This is a genomic window from Embleya sp. NPDC059237 (genome assembly GCF_042754105.1).
GTDB lineage: Bacteria > Actinomycetota > Actinomycetes > Streptomycetales > Streptomycetaceae > Embleya.
In genome coordinates this window covers 1-18,770 of sequence record NZ_JBHZAE010000010.1, presented here as the reverse complement: position 1 = coordinate 18,770, position 18,770 = coordinate 1, and the positions used below count along the sequence as shown (strand labels likewise).

Here is an 18,770-nt window from a genome sequence, read left to right as displayed (position 1 = left end):
CGCATCGGCCCACGGGGTCGGCCCGGCGATCCCCCCACGGGTGGATCACGACCGGTCGACCGCGGCCCGGGCCGACCCCGGTACCGCGCCGGAAAACGCCTCCCGGCCCGACGACCGGCGGGGCCCGCGCGCGAGAACTTGGGCGACGTCCGCCGCTTCGCGTCGAAAGGCAGCCCCCGTGTTGAAGGCTTCGTTGCGTGGATTCCTCGCGCACAAGGGTCGAATGGTGTTGTCCGCGGTGGCGATCACCCTCTCGGTCGCATTCGTCACCGGCACGCTGATGTTCGTCGACACGGTCTCCGCTGTGTTCGCCGACCTGGCCCGGTCGACCTCGGCCGATGTGACCGTCACGCCCCGGACCGAGGTCAAGGCGATCCGGCTGGTCCGCGCGGGGCGCACGCCGACCGTGCCGGCGGCGCTGGTGGAGCGGGTTCGCGGCGTCGAGGGCGTGGCCGCCGTGCACGGCGACGTGGTGGTCCGGGACGTGCCCGTCGTCGACGGGGACGGGGATCAGGTCGGGGTGGTCTCGGATCCGGAGACGGCGGTCGCCGGGTGGTGTGCGTGTGCCCACGCGCCGGTACGACTGACCTCGGGTCACGAACCGCACGGCCCGAACGAGGCGGTCCTGGACGCCGAGTCGGCGCGGGTGAGCCGGATCCGGCTGGGTGACCGGCTGCGGCTGAGCCCGTCGACCGGCACGTTCGAGGTCACCGTGGTCGGCATCGCCGGCTATCGGGTGCGGGCCACCGGCGACACCCTCGTCTTCGTCGACCCGGAGACCGCCGCCGCCCGACTCCTCGGCAGGCCGGACGTGGTCACGGCGGTCTCCGTCACGGCGGTGCCGGGCGTACCGGACACCGTGCTGCGCGATCGTGTCACCGCCGCGCTCGACCCCGAGGGCGCCGGTTCGCCGGCGCTCGACATCCGCACCCGCGCCCAAACCGGCGCCGCCGCCGTCGGGGAACTCGGCCGCGCGTTGGACGTGGTCCGCTACGGCCTGCTCGGCTTCGCGCTGCTGACCATGGCGATCGGGATGTTCCTGATCTTCAACACCTTCTCCATGCTCGTCGCCCAACGCACCCGCGAAATCGGCCTGTTGCGCGCGCTCGGTGCCTCCCGCGCGGACGTGCACCGGTCGGTGCTCACCGAGGCGGCGGTGCTCGGCCTGCTCGGCTCGACCCTCGGCCTGGGCACCGGCTACGCGTTGGCCACCGGACTGACCGCACTGCTCGGCGCGGTCGGTGTGCAGACCTCGGGCATCGACCTGGCTTTCGCACCGACCACCCCCGTGGTCGGCTACGCCGTCGGCACCCTCGCCACGGTCCTCGCCGCATACCGCCCCGCACGCCGCGCGAGTCGGGTGGCGCCGATGGCCGCCCTGCGCGCCGTGGACGCGCCGCAGGAACCGCCGCGCCGGCGCGCCCTCCGCGGTGGCGTTGTCCTCGCCCTCGGAGCCGCCGCGGTGGCCGGCGGCAACCTTGCCCTGCTCGCGCTCGGCGGCGCGCTGACCCTGCTCGGGGTCGTCCTGCTCGGCCCGATCCTCGCCCGCCGATTGATCCCGGCGCTCTGCGCCCCGTACACCCGACCGTTCGGTGCCGTGGGCCGGCTCGGCCGGGACAACGCGCTGCGCAACCCGCGCCGGACCGGGGCCACCGCCGGCGCACTGATGATCGGTGTCGCACTGGTCGCCGCGGTCGGCGTGGCCGTGTCCTCGATGACCGCGTCGTTCGACGCGACCTTCGACCGCACGTTCCGCGCCGACCTGGTGCTCTCCGGCAAGCCGGCGCTGTCCGCGCGCACCGCGAGCGACGCGCGGGCCGTACCGGGTGTGGCGAGCACGGTGCGCACCCGCAGGGTGGACGTGCGGATCACCGCCCACGAGCACACCGAGCAGCTCGAACTCGACGGCGCCGACCCGGGGGTCGGCGGCCTGCTCGGCCACACCTACGGCCGCGGCACCGAGGCGGCCGGATTGGCGCCCGGCGCCATCGTGCTCGACGCCCGCTACGCCCGACGCCGCGGTCTGGCGGTCGGCGACCCGGTCGTGGTGCGGGCCGTGGCCGGCGAGACCCGCACACTGCGGGTCGGCGGGCTGCGCACGGATCGGCCGGCGGGCACGGGCGGCGACGTGAACCCGATGGTCGGCCTGGACACCCTGGCCGAGCTGGCGCCGGACGTGCGGGACGAGACGGTCTACCTGGCCGCGACACCCGGTACCGATACGGCCGTGCTGCGCGCGGCGGTGAAGGCGGCGACCTCGGCCGAGCCGGGCGTGGCGGTGCGTACCCGGGCCGACTACCGGGAGAGCCGCAAGGGCGCCCTGGGCACGATGGTGGCCCTGGCGTACGGACTGCTGTCGCTGACCATCGTGATCGCGGTCCTGGGTGTGGTGAACACCCTCGTGTTGTCCGTGGTCGAACGCACCCGGGAGATTGCGATGTTGCGCGCCCTGGGCCTGACCCGCAGGCAGGTGCGCCGGATGATCCGCCTCGAATCGGTGATCATCGCGATGTACGGCGCGACCCTGGGCCTGGCGCTCGGTCTCGGCTGGGGCCTCGGCGTGACCCGTTGGATGGCCCACGACGGCAGCGTGACGGTGGTCGCCGTGCCGTGGCCGACGATCGCCGCGGTGATCGTCGGCGCGACCCTCGCGGGCCTGGCCGCGGCGACGCTCCCGGCCCGGCGCGCGGCCCGCCTGGACATCCCCGCGGCGATCGCGGATTAGCTCGGGCCCAGGCCCGCGCGGAAGGCGGTGATCACCAGTTGTACGCGGTCGCGGGCGCCGAGTTTGGTGAGCAGGTGGCCCACGTGGGTCTTGGTGGTGCCCTCGGTGATGTGCAGGCGGCGGGCGATCTCGGGGTTGGTGTGGCCCTCGGCGATCAGGGCCAGGACCTCGTGTTCGCGCGCGGTGATCCCGGGCAGCGTCGTGGGCCGGGCCGGCTCGCCGCTCCCGCTCGGGGCCGGGCGACCGGCGAACTCGGCGATCAGGCGCCGGGTCACACTCGGCGCGAGCAGCGCCTCGCCGGCGGCGACCACCCGGATCGCGGCCAACAAGTCCTCCGGCGCGGTGTCCTTGAGCAGGAACCCGCTCGCGCCGCCGCGCAGCGCCTCGTAGATGTGCTCGTCGAGGTCGAACATGGTCAGGATGAGCACCCGCACGCCCGGCACGCCCGCCGGACCGCCCGCGCCGGTGATCAGCCGGGTGGCCTCCAGGCCGTCCATGCCCGGCATCCGGATGTCCATCAGCACCACGTCCGGCCGCTCCCGCCGGGCGAGTTCGACCGCGGCCGTCCCGGTGCCCGCCTCGCCGACCACGGTGAAGCCCGGCGCCACCTCGACGATCCCGCGAAACCCCGCGCGCACCAGTGCCTGATCGTCGGCGACCAGCACCCGGACGCTCATGCGACACGCTCGCGCAGCGGCAACACCGCGGTCACCCGGAAGCCGCGCCCCGGCAGCGGACCGGCGGTGAACTCCCCGTCGTACAGTCCGACCCGCTCGCGCATCCCGGCCAGGCCGTGTCCGTAGGGGAGTTCGTCCGGCCATCCGTGCCCCGGCCCGACGCCGTCGTCGGTGACCTCGATCGCCAGCGCGTCCCCGCGATAGTCCACGGTGACCGTCGCGTTCGCGGTGCGCGCGTGCCGGGCGATGTTGGTCAGCGCCTCCTGGACGATCCGGTACGCGGACAACTCCACGCCGGGCGGCAACTCGCGCGGTTCGCCGAGCACGGCCGATTCCACCCGCAGACCCGCCTCCGCGCTGCGGTCGAGAAGCGCGGGCAGATCGGCCAACCCCGGCGCGGGCAGCCGGTCGGCCGGGCCGTCCGCGCGCAACACCCCGAGCAGGCCGCGCATTTCGCGGATCGTCTCGCCGCTGATCCGCCGGATCGCCGCCAACGCCTCCCGGGCCTCCTCCGGCCGTCGGTCGAGCACGAAACCACCGTATCCGGCCTGCACGTTGACCACTCCCAGGCTGTGCGCGATCACGTCGTGCAACTCCCGCGCCAGCCGCAGCCGTTCCTCCGCGAACTCGGACCGGGCCAGTTCCGCGTGATGCTCGCGCAGCGCTGCGGCGTACGCGCGCTGCCGGCCGACCGCGTAGCCCACCGCGCCCGCGATGCCGACGAACAGCGGCGTCAACCACGCGTTGCGCCGCAGGTCGTCGGAACCGAACAACCACGGCACCGCGCCCAACAGGCCGAGCCCGAGCACGCCGATCGCCGCGCGCGGCGGGTACGTCACCGCCGCGCTGTAGACCACCGCCATCGAGACCAGCACCACGAACGGCCCGCCCACGTACAGCGCGATCGTGGTCTCGCCGGCCACGGCCACCACGACCGCCCAGCTCGCGACCACCACCGCCGTCGCGAGCGCGGGCCGGAACCGGCGCAGCACCAGCGCGCCGGCCAATACGCCGACGCCGACCAGGGCGACGCACAGTTGAACCCGGTCCGGCTCCGGGTAGCCGCGTCCGTGCGGGTCGTGGTGGTGGTAGGCGTCCAGCACGCGCAGCACCGCGATCGACGCCCCGACCAGGGCCACGAGCACGTCGAGCGCAACCCGGTGCTCGGCGCGCAGCCGCTTCGTGAATGGACGCGACGGCTCCGATCCCATGCCTGTCATGCCTGTCATGCCTGTCATGCCGTCGAGGGTGGCACGCCGGCCGCCGCCGCCCATCGCCCGGCGGACCTATGACCACGGTCGTAGTCGAACCCCGATCCCGGCCGCGCGCTCCGGCCACGGTCCGATGACCGCCCACCGGCGACCCGACACGGTGGAGGACGTATCGCCGGCGGCACCGGGACGGGCCGGCCGGCCGACGCGGATCCGGGAGACGAGATGATCGAAGTGCGCGGGCTCACCAAGAGATACGGCGCACGCGTGGCCGTGGACGATGTCACCTTCACCGTCGAACCGGGACGGGTGACCGGCTTCCTCGGCCCGAACGGGGCGGGCAAGTCCACCATCATGCGGATGATCCTGGGCCTGGCCGCGCCCACCGCGGGTCATGCCCTGGTGGACGGGCGGCCCTACCGTGCGTTCGACCGGCCGCTGCGCCGGGTCGGGGCGTTGCTGGACGCGGATGCGGTGCCGGCCGGGCGCAGCGCGTACCACCACCTGGCGAGCATCGCCGCGAGCAACGACATCGCGGGCGGCCGGGTACACGAGGTATTGGACCTGGTCGGGCTGCGTGCCGCGGCCCGGCGTCGGGCGGGCGGATTCTCGCTGGGCATGCGGCAGCGGCTGGGCATCGCGGTGGCGCTCCTCGGCGACCCGCCGGTGTTGTTGCTGGACGAGCCGGTGAACGGGCTCGACCCGGACGGGATCCGGTGGATCCGCACGCTGATGCGGGAGTTGGCGGCCGAGGGGCGCACGGTGTTCGTGGCCGGCCACCTGATGAGCGAGATGGCGCTGACCGCCGACCACGTGATCGTGCTGGGTCGGGGGCGGGTGATCGTGGACACCGAGATGGCCGAGTTCGTGCGCGACGGGGCGCGGGGGGATGTACTGGTCCGGTCCCCACACGGGCCGCGGTTGGCGGCGTTGCTCACCGCGCGGGGCGCGACGGTGACGGTCGAGCCGGACGGGGCGCTCGCGGTCGAGGGGTTGGCGTACTCGCGGATCGGCGAACTGGCCGCGGCGGAGGGCCTGGTGATTCACGAACTGGCGGCCCGGCAGGGGTCGTTGGAGGAGGCGTATCTGCGGATCACCGAGCCGGAAGCGGTGCACCGGGCGGCCGACGGGGTGCGGAACGGGGCGGGCGCGTGAGCCGGGTGCCGATTCCGCGCGGGGTGTTGGCAGCCGAGTGGATCAAGCTGCGCACGCTGCGGTCGACGTATCTCACCGTGCTGGTGTCCGCCGTCGCGGCGCTCGGACTCGGCGCGTTCGACCTGGGCAACCTGGTCGCGGACTGGGACGGGATGTCGGCGGAGCGACGGGCCGCGTTCGACCCGGTCCGGTTCGGATTCAGCGGCGGCTACTACGTGGTGGTGCTCGCGGTGGGCACGCTCGGGGTGTTGACGGCGAGTTCGGAGTACGGGTCGGGGCTGATCCGGACCACGTTCACCGCGGTACCGAGGCGGCGGCGGGTGTTCGCGGCCAAGGTGGTGGTCGTCGGCGCGGCCACGCTCGTCCTGGGGGAGGTGATCGCCTTCGCCACCTACTTCGTGGGGCAGGCGATCCTGGCGGACAAGGACCTGGAGGTGGGGCTCGGCGCGCCGCACGTGCTGCGGGCGGTGCTCGCGACGGGTGCGTTCGTGACGGTGTTGGCGCTGATCGGGCTGGCGCTCGGGGTGGTCGTCCGGCATACGGCGGGGGCGATCGCGGCGCTGTTCGGGCTGTTCTTCGTGGCGCCGATGGTTACCGGGGCGGCGGGGGACCGGGTGCGGAACGGCACCCTGCAACAGGCGTTCCAGGCGTTGAGCAGTACGACCGGGGCGGATGCCGCCGGGCGACCGTCCACGGTGACGGCGGTGGTGGTGTGCCTGGTGTGGGTCGGCGTCGCGGTGGCGGTCGCGGCGTGGGTGATCGAGCGGCGGGACGTGTGAGGGTGGGTTCGTCGGCCTGGGCGGGCTCGATGGTCGCGTCGGTCGCGTCGGTTGCGTCGGTCGCGTCGGTCGCGTCGACCTCGGTGGCCTCGGGGTGACATGCGCGTGGCCGTCCGACCAGGGGTTCCGGGTCGGACGGCCAGGTGCGGCGGGTGGGGCTGTGGCTGCCGGGGAGCGGGCGTTGTGCGCTGGGGTTACCGTGCAGTTTGCCGCGTGCGCTGCCATGCAGCTTGCCATGCGAATCGCCGTGCGATGTACCGTGCAGGCTTCCATGCAACTCACCATGCATTTAGCCATGCAGCTCGCCATGCAAGTACCTGGTCAGAGGCACTTTTGATGCTCGGGAGCAAGGCTTTCAGCGAGCCTTGTTGAACACTCTGCGCGCCCACACATAACCGACCAGGGTGGCGCCGAGGCACCAGGCGAGGGCGATGATCGCGTTGTTGCCGATCTCGGTGCCGAGGAGCAGGCCCCGGAGGGTTTCGATGATCGGGGTGAACGGCTGGTACTCGGCGAACCAACGCAGTCCGGTGGGCATCGAATCCGTCGGGACGATCGCGCTGCCGAGGAACGGCAGGAACGTCATCGGCATCGGGATGTTGCTCGCGGTCTCCACGTTCTTGGCGACCAGACCGATACCGGCCGAGATCCAGGTCAGGGCCAGCGTCAACAGCGTGAGCAGGCCCATCGCGGCGAGCCATTCGAGCGCCGTGGCGTTCGGCCGGAAGCCGACGGCGAGTGCGGTGGCGATCACCAGGGCCAGGCTGACCAGGGTCTGGATCACGCTGCCGACGACGTGTCCGGTCAGGAACGCCGCCCGGGAGACGGACATCGTGCGGAACCGGTTGACGATGCCCTCGGTCATGTCGACGCAGACCGAGATCGCCGTGGCCAGGGCCCCGGAGGTGGCCGCCATCAGGATGATGCCGGGGGCCACGTAGTCGATGTACTTCGTGTTGCCGGTGGGGGAGTCGGCGATCCCGGCGCCGATGGCGTTGCCGAAGGCGTAGTTGAACAGCAGCAGCATGACGATCGGCATCGCGACCACGGAGACGGTCACCGAGGGATAGCGCAGGGCGTGTCGCAGGTTGCGGCGCAACATGGTCGCCGAGTCGGTGACCGCGTAGGACAGGGTGCTCATCGCGGGTTTTCCTTCCGGGAGTCCGGAACGCGGTCGCCCTGCGGCCGGCCGGTGAGGGTGAGGAAGACGTCGTCCAGGTCGGGGGTGTGCACGGTCAGTTCCTCGGCGGGGATCGACGCCGAGTCGAGCGTGTCGAGAATGGTGCGCAGGGTGGGGATGCCGGGGTCGCACGGGATGTTCAGGGTGAGCGTGTCGTCGTTGCGGCTGGTGGCCCGGAAGAGGTCGGCGGCGGCGTCGAGCCGGTGCGCGTCGGCGAAGCGGAGGCGGATGTGCGCGCCGGGGATGCGCCGCTTGAGTTCGTCGGCGGTGCCCTCGGCGATCAACGTGCCGTGGTCCAGGACCGCGATCCGGTCGGCGAGTTCGTCGGCCTCGTCCAGGTACTGCGTGGTGAGCAGGATGGTGACGCCGCGGTCGGTGACCAGGTCGCGGATGATCCCCCACATGATCCGTCGGCTGCGCGGATCGAGGCCGGTGGTCGGCTCGTCGAGGAAGATCACCCGGGGGTCGCCGACCAGGGTCATCGCCAGGTCGAGCTTGCGTCGCATGCCGCCGGAGAAGGTGGCCACCGGGGTGTGCGCGTCCTCGGTGAGGTCGAAGCGGGCGAGCAGGTCGTCGGCCCGGCGGCGGCCCTCGCGCCGGCCGAGGTGCTGCAGGTCCGCCATCAGGATCAGGTTCTCCCGGGCGGTGAGCAGGTTGTCCACCGCGGCGAACTGGCCGGTGACGCCGATGGATCGGCGTACTCCGTCGGCCGCGCCGGTCAGGTCGTGTCCGGCGATCTCGGCCCGGCCGGCGTCCGCGGTGATCAGGGTGGACAGGATGTGTACGGTCGTGGTCTTGCCCGCGCCGTTGGGTCCGAGCAGGGCGAAGACGGTGCCCTCGGGGATGTGCAGGTCGATGCCGTCCAGCACCTTCTTGTCGCCGTAGGACTTGGTCAGGCCGGTGGCGCTGATCGCGAGGGTGCGGTTGCGGGTGGCGGTGGTCGTGGTCGTGGTCATGGCGATCGTGTCCCTTGGGTCGTGGCTCGTCGATTCAGGCGCGGCGGATCACGATGTGGCCCATCGAGGTGCGGGCGTGCACCTCGACGGTCTGCTCGGTGGCGACGGGCCCCTGGGCGGCGTCGAGGGAGTTGCGCACGCTGCCCATCCGGGTCCGTACGTCGAGCCAGGCCGCGGTGGACTCGCGGATGCCGACCTCCAGGTCACCGGAGCCGGACTGGAGGTGTACCCGGCCGCGGGCGACCTCGTCGAGGCGGATCGCGCCGTTGGCGCACTTGGCGTCGACGTCGGAGTGCGCGATGCCCACGGTGATCCGGCCGTTGGCCGAGCCGACCTGCAGGCGGCCGGTGACCTCGCGGATCGTGGTGTCGCCGTTGGCGTTCCTGAGCGTCGCGGTGCCGCCGACGGTACCGATCTCGATCCGGCCGGCGGCGCTCACCTCGGCGTCGCCGACGACATGGTCCGCGTGGATGGCGCCGTGGTCGGTGTGGGCGTCCAGGGTCGCGGCGGAGTCGATCCGGAGGGTGCCGACCGAGGTCCTGAGCCGGCAGTCGCCGAGCGGCCCGGTGCAGGTGAAGTCGGCCAGCGGCGTGGTGCCGTGCAGGTCGGAGCCGGCCGGCAACTCGACGACGATGTCCACCGAGCCGGACTTGCCGAACGGCGAGCGCTTCCTGGGCCCCTTCACCAGCAGCCTGCCGTCGGTGCAGGTGACGGTGGTCTGTTCCGCCGTGTGTACGTCGAGCTCGTCCCGGTCGTTGACGGGCCGGACCTCGACGAGCGTGTCGGTGCGCTTGCTCGCGGTGATCCGGACCACGCCGATGTCGAACTCGAGGGTGGCGGTGATGGGTTCGGGCGTGGCGAAAGCAGGCATGGCGGTGCCGTCCTCATGGCTCGATGTGAGGTGGTGCGAGTGGGGGTGACTCGGTGGTGTGGTGTCGCCCGGCGCCGGCGCCGGCCCCGGTTAGCGGGCCCAGCCCGTGTAGCCCTGGCGGCCGCGGTGGCGGTGCGGGCCGGGGGCGGGGGCGGGGGAGCGCGGGATGTCGGGCTCCGTGGCACCGGCGACCGCGCGGACCAGCCAGGCGTTGACCGACAGGCCCGCGAGTCCGGCGGTCTCCTCGACCCTGGCCTTGAGGTGGGCGGGGAGGCGGAAGTTGATCCGGGCCATCCCGCCCTCGTCCCCGTCCGGCGCCGTGAGTGGCGCCATCGGTGCGGCCTTCGGCGCCGGCTCGTCCGCTTCCGGCGCCGCGTACGCCTCCTGTGGCGGTGGCGTCGTCACCACGAACTCGGGGTCGAGGCCGCGCAGGCGGATGTCCACGGAGCCCGGCGCCAGCTCGCTGGTGACCTCGGCCATGGCTGCGGACAGGGCGTTCATCAGGGTGAGCCGGACGGCCGACTCCAGCGGAGCGGTCAGCCGTTCGGCCACGTCCAGAGCCTCGGGACCGCCTGCGGCAGCGGCGATGGCGAGTTCCCGACGAAGGTTGTCGACGTACGGTGTGAGGTTCATGACGTCATCATGGCACATTCATGGCGTCATGGCGAGTCAATGGCGCCATGAATGCGCCAGGAGCACGTCATGGCTGGCGCCCTCCAGCCCTGACCAGCCCAAACACGTCCGCCCGGAGCCGATGGCTCCGGGCGGGGGTCGTGCGATGTGGCGGGGCGAATGGGGGTGGTCAGGATGTGGCGTTCGGCTCGCCCTCGTCGATGGTCGAGATGGCGCGGGCCGGGCACATGCTCACGGCGCTGCGGACGTGCGCTCGGAGTGCGTCCGCCGGGCGGCCCTCGTAGACGAGGAAATCGTCGTCGTCGAAGGAGAACACGTCGGGCGCGGCGAACACGCACTGGCCGTGGCTCTCGCACAGGTTCATGTCGACGGTGATACGCATGGTTCGACTCCCTGGACGGGCGGGTTGAAGCGGGAGGCTTGTGGGGCGCTCCAGCGCAGCGGGACGGCGTCGGGGATCTCCACCACGTCCGTGACGGTGAACTCGACCAGACGCTGCGCGCCGGGGATTCGGGCGATCTCGTCGTGGTCCCAGAGGGTGCGGGTCGTACCGGACAGGTGCAGGGACGTACCGCTGTCCCAGCCGGGGATCAACAGCCCGGCCACCGGCCGCAGTTCGAGATTGCCCAGGGTCAGGAACATGGCGTTGCCGACGTAGTCCGGCCAGCGCAACACGGTCGGGGACAACACCTCCACGAAGCCCGGGTTGCCGCCTCGGTGCGAGGCGTCGGTGTTGCCGAATTCGTCGGCGGTGGCCACGAAGAACGTGTCGGCGGCACGCAGGGTCTGTTGCTGGGCCGGGGTGAGTGCGGTGCCCCGGGTGACCGCGCGATTGGCTTGCGGCTGTCCGGAGTCGGGGTCTCGGAGGATGCGATAGTCGCGTTTTTGGATGTACTTCGGGCAGTTGGCGATGACCTGGTCGGGTACTACGCGCAGACCGCCGGGCACCGGCGTGGAGCGGCCGTTGATCCGCATCCTGCGTCGGGACGCCGGCTCGATGGCGATCATCCCCACCTGGGCCGGCTCGCCGAGGAGGTCCGCGAGCGGGTCCTCGGCGAGCGGCAGTGCGTCGATGGTGAGCGTGTGCGGGTCGGGGGTGGACAGGAAGCCGGGCTCGCCGGTCAGTTGTGAGCACCAGATCCGGCCGGCAGCGTTCGCGCCGCCGACGATGATCATGGGTTGTGCGGCGAGGAATGCCGCGGCGACCGGCGGGATGGCGTCCCCGATTCCGCCGAGCGAGTGCGAGGCCTGGCGGGTGAGGTGGGCGCGATCCTGTACCGCGCGTTCCCCGCGGTGGTAGTCGGTTGCCACGACATTGCCTCCGAATCTGCGGTGTGCGGTGTTGGGGCGTGGTGCGCTTGGTGGGGGTGCTGCGCGGGGTCTAGAAGAAGCCGCAGGTCGGTGCGCCGGTGGTGGGGGCGTCGGCCGGGTCGGCGCCGGACGGGGCGTAGATCTCCAGGCGGATGCCGTCCGGGTCGGTGAAGAAGATCCCGCCGGAGGTGCCGTGCTCGCCGTGCGGGACGACGCCTTCGTAGTCGAAGTGCGCGTCGAGGCCGCGCAGGACCTGTTCGGCGGCCTTCACCTCGTCGATGGTCTCCACCTGGAAGGACAGGTGGTGCAATCCGGGATGCCGGGTCGGGAACGTGCCCTCGCTCTGCTGCCACAGCGTGATCAGGAGCTTGCCGTCCCGCCCGAGGAAGGCGAAGCGGCGACCCTCCTCGTTGCCCTCGGCCACTACCTCGACCTCCAGGACCGCCCGGTAGAAGGCCACGGAACGGTCGAGGTCGGTGACGTTCAGTCCGACGTGGCCGGTCTGAAGTGTCTTGAGGTTGCCCATCGTTGCTCCTTGTTTCGGCTCGACGCGACGCGACGTGACGCAGCGCCGGATGCTCGGCACTCGGGGCGAGCACCGTCTATCTAATGATTACACACTTTTTTATCCATTAGAAAGTGAGAACAGACCAATCCCACGGTCTATGGACCGTGGGATTGGTTGCGGGTCTGCGGATCAGTCCATCGGAGGCTGGGGCTCACGACCGCCGTCGGGGTGGTTGAGCGCGGCGAACTGCACCCGACGCCCCAACGCCGTGAAGCCGTAAGTCAGTTGCTCGTAGTGCTCGTGCTGTTCCTCCAGTTGCCTGGTCACCTGCACGGTGCCCGGTCGCCACGCCGCCCCGAGATCGGGCGTCGAGCCGGGCGCGGCGCCGGACGCGGATTCCGCTGTCGAGGCCGCCTCCGGGAAGACCATCGCGGTGTACGTGGTTCCGGGTACCCGGGGGTCCGAGGCGCGCGGGTAGACGATGAAGTCCCAGGACTCGGCGCCTCCGGTCGCCACCCCCGGATCACGCAACAGCAGGGCGTACGCCGGTGGTCGCCGCCAGACCTGGAGCGGGGCCAGCACCGCGAGGTCGCGGCTCACCGCGCGCCATCGCGCCGCCGGGCGCCCGACATGGTGCAGGTCGGAGAACAATTCCCGGCGCAGCTTGGCGTAGGGCGGTGCGATCGCGGCCAGGCCCTCGGCCGCATCCGCCACATCCATCCGGCTGTCGCAGTGGTCGATGCTGTTTTTCCGAGCGCCGAGTTCGCTCCGTATCGATGCGTGCAGCACGGCGTCGAGTGCACCCAGGGGGTAGGCGTCCTCGGCGGACTCCGCGGTGAACAGTCCCGCCTCGTACAACCCCCGATAGCGCGCACCCAGATCCATGTCGACGCTCTCCCCACACTCGGTCGCGGTTGTCCGGTCAGGATAGGACGATCGTCCCGACGGGATGCGATGCGGTCGGGCGTGGGTCAGCGACCGAGTTGGGTGTACGTCTTGAACGTGTACAACCCGTCCAGGGTGACCGAGTTGGTGCCGCCGGGCGACGGCAGGCCGTTGCGCTGATTCAGCACCGTGCCGAGCGGGCCGCAACCGCCGGCGGCGGGGATGGCGACCGTGTTGTCCCACAGGGTGCCCTTGAGGATGGGCGGGTCCTTGGAGATCCACTCGTTGGGGCCCTTGCGCATCATGGTCAGCCGGATCGGCTGCTCGGCGGTGCCGATCGAGCAGTCCTTCGGCAGCAGCGGGCCGCTCAGGGCCAGGGTCACGTCCAGGCCGCCGGCCGAGGTGCCGTGCGAGAGGAAGTCGAACCAACCGCCGTATTTCGTCTCGACGTTCATCCCGAGCAGTGGCGCACGCTCGGGGAGGCCGGGGACGCCGAGCAGGCCGCCGGTGGTCGGGCTCGGGGTCGCGTGCAGTGCGCCGAAGACCTGACCCGTGGTGCCGTCGGGCAGCGGGCCCTCGGCGTGCGTGATGGTCATCGGGCGAATCGGGACGACGATCCCGCCCAGCCGCATCTCCCCGGTGGCGACGTGTACTTCGCAGCGCCACTTGTCGGGATCCGCACCGGCGGGCAGCGTCGGACAGTCGCCGAAGTCGAAGGTGGGGAGTGCGGCGGCGGACGGGGTCGCGCGGTCCTTCGTCGGGGCCTCGGCGAGTGCCGGCGCGGTGGTCAACGCCACTGCGCCGAGGGCCAGTCCGGCACAGGCGGCAAGCCTGGTGAAGGTGCGGTTTCTCCTGCGGTCCATGGTGGTCGTTCCCCCTGGGGTGTTGCGAACGTTTCCGTTCGGCAATGGCCGAACCCCCACGAAGGTAGGGAAGTTCGACCCCCACCCGGAATCCGGCGACCCCCAGGCCGGGCACTGGGGGCAGCCCCAACACCGGGGGCGGGGGTTACCGGCCCGGGGGCGGCGATCGGCGTTTGGCGGTGGACTCGCCGGGCACGAACCGTTCGGGCTCAGGCGATGCGCTTGTAGTAGAAGGTGCAGTCCCGCAACTTCCCGGTCGGGTCGGTCGCATAGTCCGGGACCACGCCGTATCGGGTCCAGCCGGCCGTTCGGTACAGGTGGTCGGCGGTGCTCTCGGTTTCGGTGTCGAGCAGGAGCAGGCGGCTTCCGGCGTCGGCGGCGCCCTGTTCGGCGGTGCGCAGCAGGGCCCGGCCGAGTCCGTGGCCCCGGGCGTCGCCGTGGACCATGAGCTTGACCACCTCGGCCCGGTGCCGGCTGTTCGGTTTCTGCTCCAGGACGAGACTCACCGTGCCGGCCACGCCGTTGGGCCCCCGGGCGACCCACACCCGGCGGCTGCCGTCGGCCACGGCGGAGTCCAGGGACCGCCACCAGGCCGCCGCCGCGGCGTGGTCGAACGGGGCGACGAAGCCGACGGAGAAGCCGCCGGCGACCACGTCGACGAGGAGGTCGGCCAGGTTCGCGATGCCGGTGCGGAAGTCGTCTACGGTCAGTCGGGTGATGGTGTGCAAGGCGGCTCTCCGTCAGGGCAGGACGATCAGCAGGGCGTAGCGGACCGGTTCGAATCCCGGGTTGCGAAAGCGTGTACGGTCCCACGACCGGTAGCGCAGGCAGTCGCCGGCACCCACCTCGTGTGCCCGACCGCCCGAGGTGACCTCCAGGACGCCGTCCAGCACCCAGATGTGGTGTTCGAGGCCGGGCAGGGACGGGCCGTCGTAGGCGATGTCCGCGCCCGGGCGCAGGGTGCCCTCGACGACCTCGCCGCGCAGGCTCGGATGCGGCGGGGACACCGATCGACGGGTGAAGCCCGAGGCCCGGTCCTGCCACACCTCCTGCCGGTCGGCGCGCACCAGTTGCGGCGGCTCCGACTCGACCTCGGCCAGCAACTGCGACATGGTCCGTTCGTACGCCGTGCACAACCGGCCGAGCAGCGCCGCCGTCGGGCTGATCTCGCCCCGCTCCAGCCGGGACAGGGTGGACCGGCTCACCTCCGTCCGCCGCCCCAACTCGTCCAGCGACCAGCCGCGTTCCAACCGGAGTTCGGCGAGCCGACCGGCCAGCCGTGCCTCGACCTGTGCGGCGGCGGCACTGTTCGGCGGTGCCGCGTCCCCGTCTGTGTCTCTCATATTCGAGACAGTATCCCGAATATGAGAGAGAACCATGGTGGGGTCCGTCACGCCGACCGGCGCGGGGCCCCACGCGCGCTCAGCGGCCCCGGTGGCGACCCCGGGACGCAGGCGCCGGCACGGTGACGGCCGGCGCGGCGGCACCCTTCGCCGGCGGCCCGGGCCGCCCGTGATCGGCCGCGGCGAGCAGCGCGGCCAGTGCGGTGGTGACCGGGACCGAGGCGACCAGGCCGATGCTGCCGACCAGCGTGCGGGCGATCTCCTCCGCGACGATCTCGCTGGTGGCCACGTCCAGTACGTCCCGGCGCGCGATCGAGAACAGCAGCATCAGCGGCAACGCGGCGCCCGCGTAGGCCAGTACCAGCGTGTTGACCGTCGACGCGATGTGGTCACGGCCGATCCGGATGCCCGCCCGGTACAGCCGACGGGCCGTCATGGTCGGGTCGGCCTGCTTGAGTTCCCACACCGCCGAGGTCTGAGTGACCGTCACATCGTCGAGTACGCCCAGCGAACCGATGATGAAGCCGGCCAACAGCAGGCCGTGCAACTCGATGTGCGGATACAGCGCGTGTACGAGACCGGTCTCGTCGGAGGTGTTGCCGGTCAGGTGCGCCCACCCGATGAACAGCTTCCCCAACACGCCGATCAGGGCCACCGACACCAGCGTGCCGACCACCGCGACCGACGTGCGCGCGGATATGCCGTGACACAGGTACAGGGCCGTGAACATGATCGCGCTGCCGCCGACGACCGCAACCAGCAGCGGATCCGACCCGTGCAGGATGGCCGGGAGGATGAAGAAGGACAACACCGCGAAGCTGATCGCGAGCGCGATCAGGGCGGTCAGCCCACGCATCCGCCCGACCACGATCACCGCGACCGCGAACAGGCCCGCGAGCAGCAACATCGGTGGGCCGCGGTGGACGTCGATCACCGAATAGCGCAGGTCCTCCGGCGCGCTCGGGGCGTACGCGAGCACCACCCCCTGCCCGACCGAGAACCGGCGCAGTTGGTCCGGCCGGACCACCTCGGTGACCCGGCGGCCCTTGTCGGCGCCGGAGGTGATCTCGATGGTGGCGCGGCGGCAGTCGGCGGGCGGGGGCGCCGAGCCGGGCGCGTTGGTGGGTGGGGGCCAGGGGACGCCGCCGGGGGTGGCGTCCGACGGAGGAGCGGCGCCGGTGGAGCCGGCCGGGTCCCCCGGGTGGCCGTTGCCGGCGGCGAAGGCGTCGGCGTCCGCCTGGGCGCAGGGCAACTCCTCGACCTTGGTGACGCGCCCGTCCCGGGTCTCCTGGTCGAAGCCCACGCCCGTACGCGGATGCGTGGGCGTACCGCTGGGCCACAACACCACGAGGCCGACCACCACGGCGGCGGCGAACGGGATGAGTACGGCGGCCACCAGACGCCGCAGCCGGGTCGAGACGGGGGAGGCGGGGCCGTGCGCGTGGCCGTGGCCGTGGCCGTGGCCGTGACCGTGGCCGTGACCGTGGCCGTGGTTCGCCTGCGGTGGCGGATCGGGCGCGTGCCGGTCGCTCCCGTGGCTGCGCCGGCCGCGACCCGGTGGGTGGGTCGGGCCGCCGACGTCCTCGGGATCCTGGTGATCCGCTCGTGTCCTGCGCATGATGGCGAAGCCCTCCCGCCGATCCGGTCGACGCGTCGACGTCCCCGGGGTCTCGGGTACCGGCGGGAAGCGTATCGGGCCGCGCGGCGGGATCCGGGAGCATCCAGGGGGATCACGGGGGGAGCAGTGGCGATGTGGGCCGTTCGGTCGTCGGCGCAAGCACCTTGCGGCGGATCGGGTACAGGCCGCAAGATTCTTGCCTGCCGATCGGAATCGGGTCCGATGCTTTGCGTGGGCAGCGCCGAGGACGGGAGCGTCGGGCATGGCCGAGATCGACAGCATCGACCACAACATCCTGCGCATGTTGCGGGAGGACGGGCGGCGCACCTTCTCCGAGATGGCCGGGCAGATCGGCCTGTCGGTCGCGGCGGTCAAGCGCCGGGTGGACCGGCTGCGCGAGGAGGGCGTGATCACCGGCTTCACCGTGCAGATCGACCACGCCAAGCTGGGCTGGGGTGTCGAGGCGTTCACCGAACTGCGCTACCCGGGCAGCATGCCGGTGAGCGAGATCGTGCGCACCGCCACGGACACCCCCGAGGTGCAGGCGGTGTACACGATCGCCGGCGACCCGGACGCGCTGATCCATGTCCGGGTCCGCGACATCACCCATCTGCAACAGGTGATCGACCACCTGCGCCGCAACGGAAACGTCACCGGCACCAAGACGCTGATGGTCCTGGGGTCGTGGACGAAGGAGCGCTGAGCCCCGGGGTCGCCGGGATTCCGGCCGAAATTCGGTTGAGGCGCCGCCTAGGGTTTGCCCATGAGCGAACGCACCTTCCGAATCACCGTCCGAGGCGCCTTCGACGCACTGGGCGAGGAGCAGCGGGCGGAACTGCTCGCCCGGGCCGCCGAGCACGACGTACTGCGGGCGGCCTTCACACCCGAGGGGCAGCTGACGTACGACCTGGCGGCGCGCCCGTTCTTCACCTTCCGCTTCGTCGACTCGGGCGAGGCGGAGGAGGACATCGTGCCGGCGACGGAGCGGGCGCGGGCCGCGGCGGAGCGGTGGCTGACCGACCGCGGCTACGGCCACAAGAACCTCCGGGCCCAAGCCGAAGACCTGTCCCAGGCCCCGCTGTCCAAGCGCCAACGCAGGGCCCGGGCAGCCGGCTAGACCGCTGTTGCCGACCCCGTCGAAAGGCCGTCGGAAAACCGGTGGATCGGCGGTGCCGTGCGCCGTTACCGTGCTGCCGACCTGTCCTCCAGGCAAGGAAGTGCCGTTGTACACCGTGTGAGATTCCCCGAGCGCTGTTGGTCGCGCGTCGCGCATCTGCGCCGCGCTGCTTCTTGCTGCGGTCTTCTCACTGGAACCGGTGTACACCTGTGCTCGAAACCTGGGTGGTCATGCCCACCCGCCTGCCCCTCGTGCTCCGCCGCTGCCACGGCTGCGCGGCCGAGCACCTGCGGGCGAACGGCAAATTCCGCGTCAACGCAAACCACAAGCTGATCGACGCCTGGCTCCTCGCGCTCTGTACCGCCTGCGGGGAAACGGCCAAGCTGACGGTCCTGGAGCGAGCGAACGTACGCTCCGTACGACCCGAGCTGCTCGATCGGCTACATGCCAACGACCTCGGCCTGGCGGCCGAACTGCTCCAGGATCCGCTCGTCCGGCACCGCAATCGCATCGCCCTCGACTGGACCGACGCCTGGCGCCTGGACACCGGCGGAACGGCTCACCCCGACCGCGAGGTGATCGAGGTCGCGGTCCGGTTCGCGGCACGGATACCCGTGCGGCCGGTACGTCTGATCGCCGAAGGTTGCGGCCTTCCCCGCGCCGAGGTCGAGCGACTGATCACGGACGGAAAGGTCGTCTCCGCGGTTCGACTGACCAGCAAACTCTCCGCCGACTTCACCTTCATGCTCAAACCCTGAACCCCTCGGGACGAGGGGCCGGTCCGGCAACTCCCGCCGGATGGGCCCCTGGTAGGGCGTGTCTTCAATCTCCCGTCGGGCTCCACGACGCCCGGCACCGCACCTCGCCGCCCCGGAGAAACAGGCGAATGGAACCACTGTGCACCTGCTTCTCCGGCACGCCGATGCACGGCATCCGCC

The 18,770-nt window shown here is 71.7% G+C and carries 20 protein-coding genes; 6 read left to right on the top strand and 14 right to left on the bottom strand.

The window, feature by feature from the left end; translation table 11 throughout:
- The first annotated feature begins 178 nt into the window (after positions 1-178).
- Positions 179-2,725 (top strand): ABC transporter permease, encoded by a 2,547-nt coding sequence (locus ACFXKZ_RS28560; protein ID WP_380003918.1) that lies wholly within the window; start codon positions 179-181, stop codon positions 2,723-2,725.
- On the opposite strand, the gene ACFXKZ_RS28555 is transcribed toward ACFXKZ_RS28560, so the two are convergent.
- Complete coding sequence (locus ACFXKZ_RS28555) at positions 2,722-3,402, bottom strand: response regulator (RefSeq protein ID WP_380003917.1); 681 nt, start codon at positions 3,400-3,402, stop codon at positions 2,722-2,724. The two genes, ACFXKZ_RS28560 and ACFXKZ_RS28555, sit on opposite strands and share 4 nt — an antisense overlap.
- Positions 3,399-4,640 (bottom strand): sensor histidine kinase, encoded by a 1,242-nt coding sequence (locus tag ACFXKZ_RS28550; RefSeq protein ID WP_380003915.1) that lies wholly within the window; start codon positions 4,638-4,640, stop codon positions 3,399-3,401. Before ACFXKZ_RS28550 ends, ACFXKZ_RS28555 begins: the two co-directional genes overlap by 4 nt.
- A 198-nt stretch (positions 4,641-4,838) precedes the next feature.
- On the opposite strand from ACFXKZ_RS28550, the gene ACFXKZ_RS28545 reads away from it, so the two are divergent.
- Positions 4,839-5,768 (top strand): ABC transporter ATP-binding protein, encoded by a 930-nt coding sequence (locus tag ACFXKZ_RS28545; protein WP_380003914.1) that lies wholly within the window; start codon positions 4,839-4,841, stop codon positions 5,766-5,768.
- The gene (locus ACFXKZ_RS28540; RefSeq protein WP_380003913.1) at positions 5,765-6,547 is read left to right on the top strand and encodes an ABC transporter permease subunit; all 783 of its coding nucleotides are present in this window, start codon (positions 5,765-5,767) and stop codon (positions 6,545-6,547) included. The genes ACFXKZ_RS28545 and ACFXKZ_RS28540 overlap by 4 nt, the downstream gene beginning before the upstream one ends.
- Positions 6,548-6,902: 355 nt before the next feature.
- Here the strand turns inward: ACFXKZ_RS28540 and ACFXKZ_RS28535 are convergent, their stop codons facing one another.
- The 12 genes from ACFXKZ_RS28535 to ACFXKZ_RS28480 form a co-directional block, all read right to left on the bottom strand.
- Positions 6,903-7,688, bottom strand: a complete 786-nt coding sequence (locus tag ACFXKZ_RS28535) for an ABC transporter permease (protein WP_380003912.1) — start codon at positions 7,686-7,688, stop codon at positions 6,903-6,905.
- The gene (locus tag ACFXKZ_RS28530; RefSeq protein ID WP_380003911.1) at positions 7,685-8,683 is read right to left on the bottom strand and encodes an ATP-binding cassette domain-containing protein; all 999 of its coding nucleotides are present in this window, start codon (positions 8,681-8,683) and stop codon (positions 7,685-7,687) included. The genes ACFXKZ_RS28535 and ACFXKZ_RS28530 overlap by 4 nt, the downstream gene beginning before the upstream one ends.
- A 34-nt stretch (positions 8,684-8,717) precedes the next feature.
- Complete coding sequence (locus tag ACFXKZ_RS28525; protein WP_380003910.1) at positions 8,718-9,554, bottom strand: DUF4097 domain-containing protein; 837 nt, start codon at positions 9,552-9,554, stop codon at positions 8,718-8,720.
- Between the two features lie 90 nt (positions 9,555-9,644).
- Positions 9,645-10,187, bottom strand: coding sequence for a hypothetical protein (locus ACFXKZ_RS28520; RefSeq protein WP_380003909.1), 543 nt, complete (start codon positions 10,185-10,187; stop codon positions 9,645-9,647).
- A gap of 169 nt (positions 10,188-10,356) precedes the next feature.
- Positions 10,357-10,569 carry a ferredoxin gene (locus ACFXKZ_RS28515; protein WP_380003908.1) on the bottom strand — a complete coding sequence of 71 codons (213 nt, stop codon included), beginning with the start codon at positions 10,567-10,569 and terminating at the stop codon, positions 10,357-10,359.
- Positions 10,548-11,498 (bottom strand): pyridoxamine 5'-phosphate oxidase family protein, encoded by a 951-nt coding sequence (locus ACFXKZ_RS28510; RefSeq protein WP_380003907.1) that lies wholly within the window; start codon positions 11,496-11,498, stop codon positions 10,548-10,550. The genes ACFXKZ_RS28515 and ACFXKZ_RS28510 overlap by 22 nt, the downstream gene beginning before the upstream one ends.
- 70 nt (positions 11,499-11,568) lie before the next feature.
- Positions 11,569-12,024 carry a VOC family protein gene (locus tag ACFXKZ_RS28505; RefSeq protein ID WP_380003906.1) on the bottom strand — a complete coding sequence of 152 codons (456 nt, stop codon included), beginning with the start codon at positions 12,022-12,024 and terminating at the stop codon, positions 11,569-11,571.
- Positions 12,025-12,195: 171 nt separating this feature from the next.
- A complete protein-coding gene (locus ACFXKZ_RS28500; protein WP_380003905.1) occupies positions 12,196-12,891 on the bottom strand; it encodes a hypothetical protein in 696 nt (231 codons plus the stop codon).
- 86 nt (positions 12,892-12,977) lie between these two features.
- Positions 12,978-13,754: a hypothetical protein gene (locus ACFXKZ_RS28495; protein ID WP_380003904.1), complete on the bottom strand. Its 777-nt coding sequence runs from the start codon at positions 13,752-13,754 to the stop codon at positions 12,978-12,980.
- A 209-nt stretch (positions 13,755-13,963) separates the two neighbouring features.
- The gene (locus ACFXKZ_RS28490; protein WP_380003903.1) at positions 13,964-14,482 is read right to left on the bottom strand and encodes a GNAT family N-acetyltransferase; all 519 of its coding nucleotides are present in this window, start codon (positions 14,480-14,482) and stop codon (positions 13,964-13,966) included.
- 12 nt (positions 14,483-14,494) lie between these two features.
- On the bottom strand, positions 14,495-15,097 hold the full coding sequence (locus ACFXKZ_RS28485) for a helix-turn-helix domain-containing protein (RefSeq protein WP_380003902.1): 603 nt from the start codon (positions 15,095-15,097) through the stop codon (positions 14,495-14,497).
- A 79-nt stretch (positions 15,098-15,176) separates the two neighbouring features.
- Complete coding sequence (locus ACFXKZ_RS28480; protein ID WP_380003901.1) at positions 15,177-16,715, bottom strand: YibE/F family protein; 1,539 nt, start codon at positions 16,713-16,715, stop codon at positions 15,177-15,179.
- A gap of 262 nt (positions 16,716-16,977) precedes the next feature.
- On the opposite strand from ACFXKZ_RS28480, the gene ACFXKZ_RS28475 reads away from it, so the two are divergent.
- The 3 genes from ACFXKZ_RS28475 (at position 16,978) to ACFXKZ_RS28465 (ending at position 18,590) form a co-directional block, all read left to right on the top strand.
- A complete protein-coding gene (locus tag ACFXKZ_RS28475; protein WP_126636947.1) occupies positions 16,978-17,418 on the top strand; it encodes an Lrp/AsnC family transcriptional regulator in 441 nt (146 codons plus the stop codon).
- Positions 17,419-17,478: 60 nt separating this feature from the next.
- Complete coding sequence (locus ACFXKZ_RS28470) at positions 17,479-17,832, top strand: DUF6204 family protein (RefSeq protein WP_380003900.1); 354 nt, start codon at positions 17,479-17,481, stop codon at positions 17,830-17,832.
- A 230-nt stretch (positions 17,833-18,062) separates the two neighbouring features.
- A complete protein-coding gene (locus tag ACFXKZ_RS28465; protein WP_380003899.1) occupies positions 18,063-18,590 on the top strand; it encodes a DUF1062 domain-containing protein in 528 nt (175 codons plus the stop codon).
- Positions 18,591-18,770: the final 180 nt, after the last annotated feature.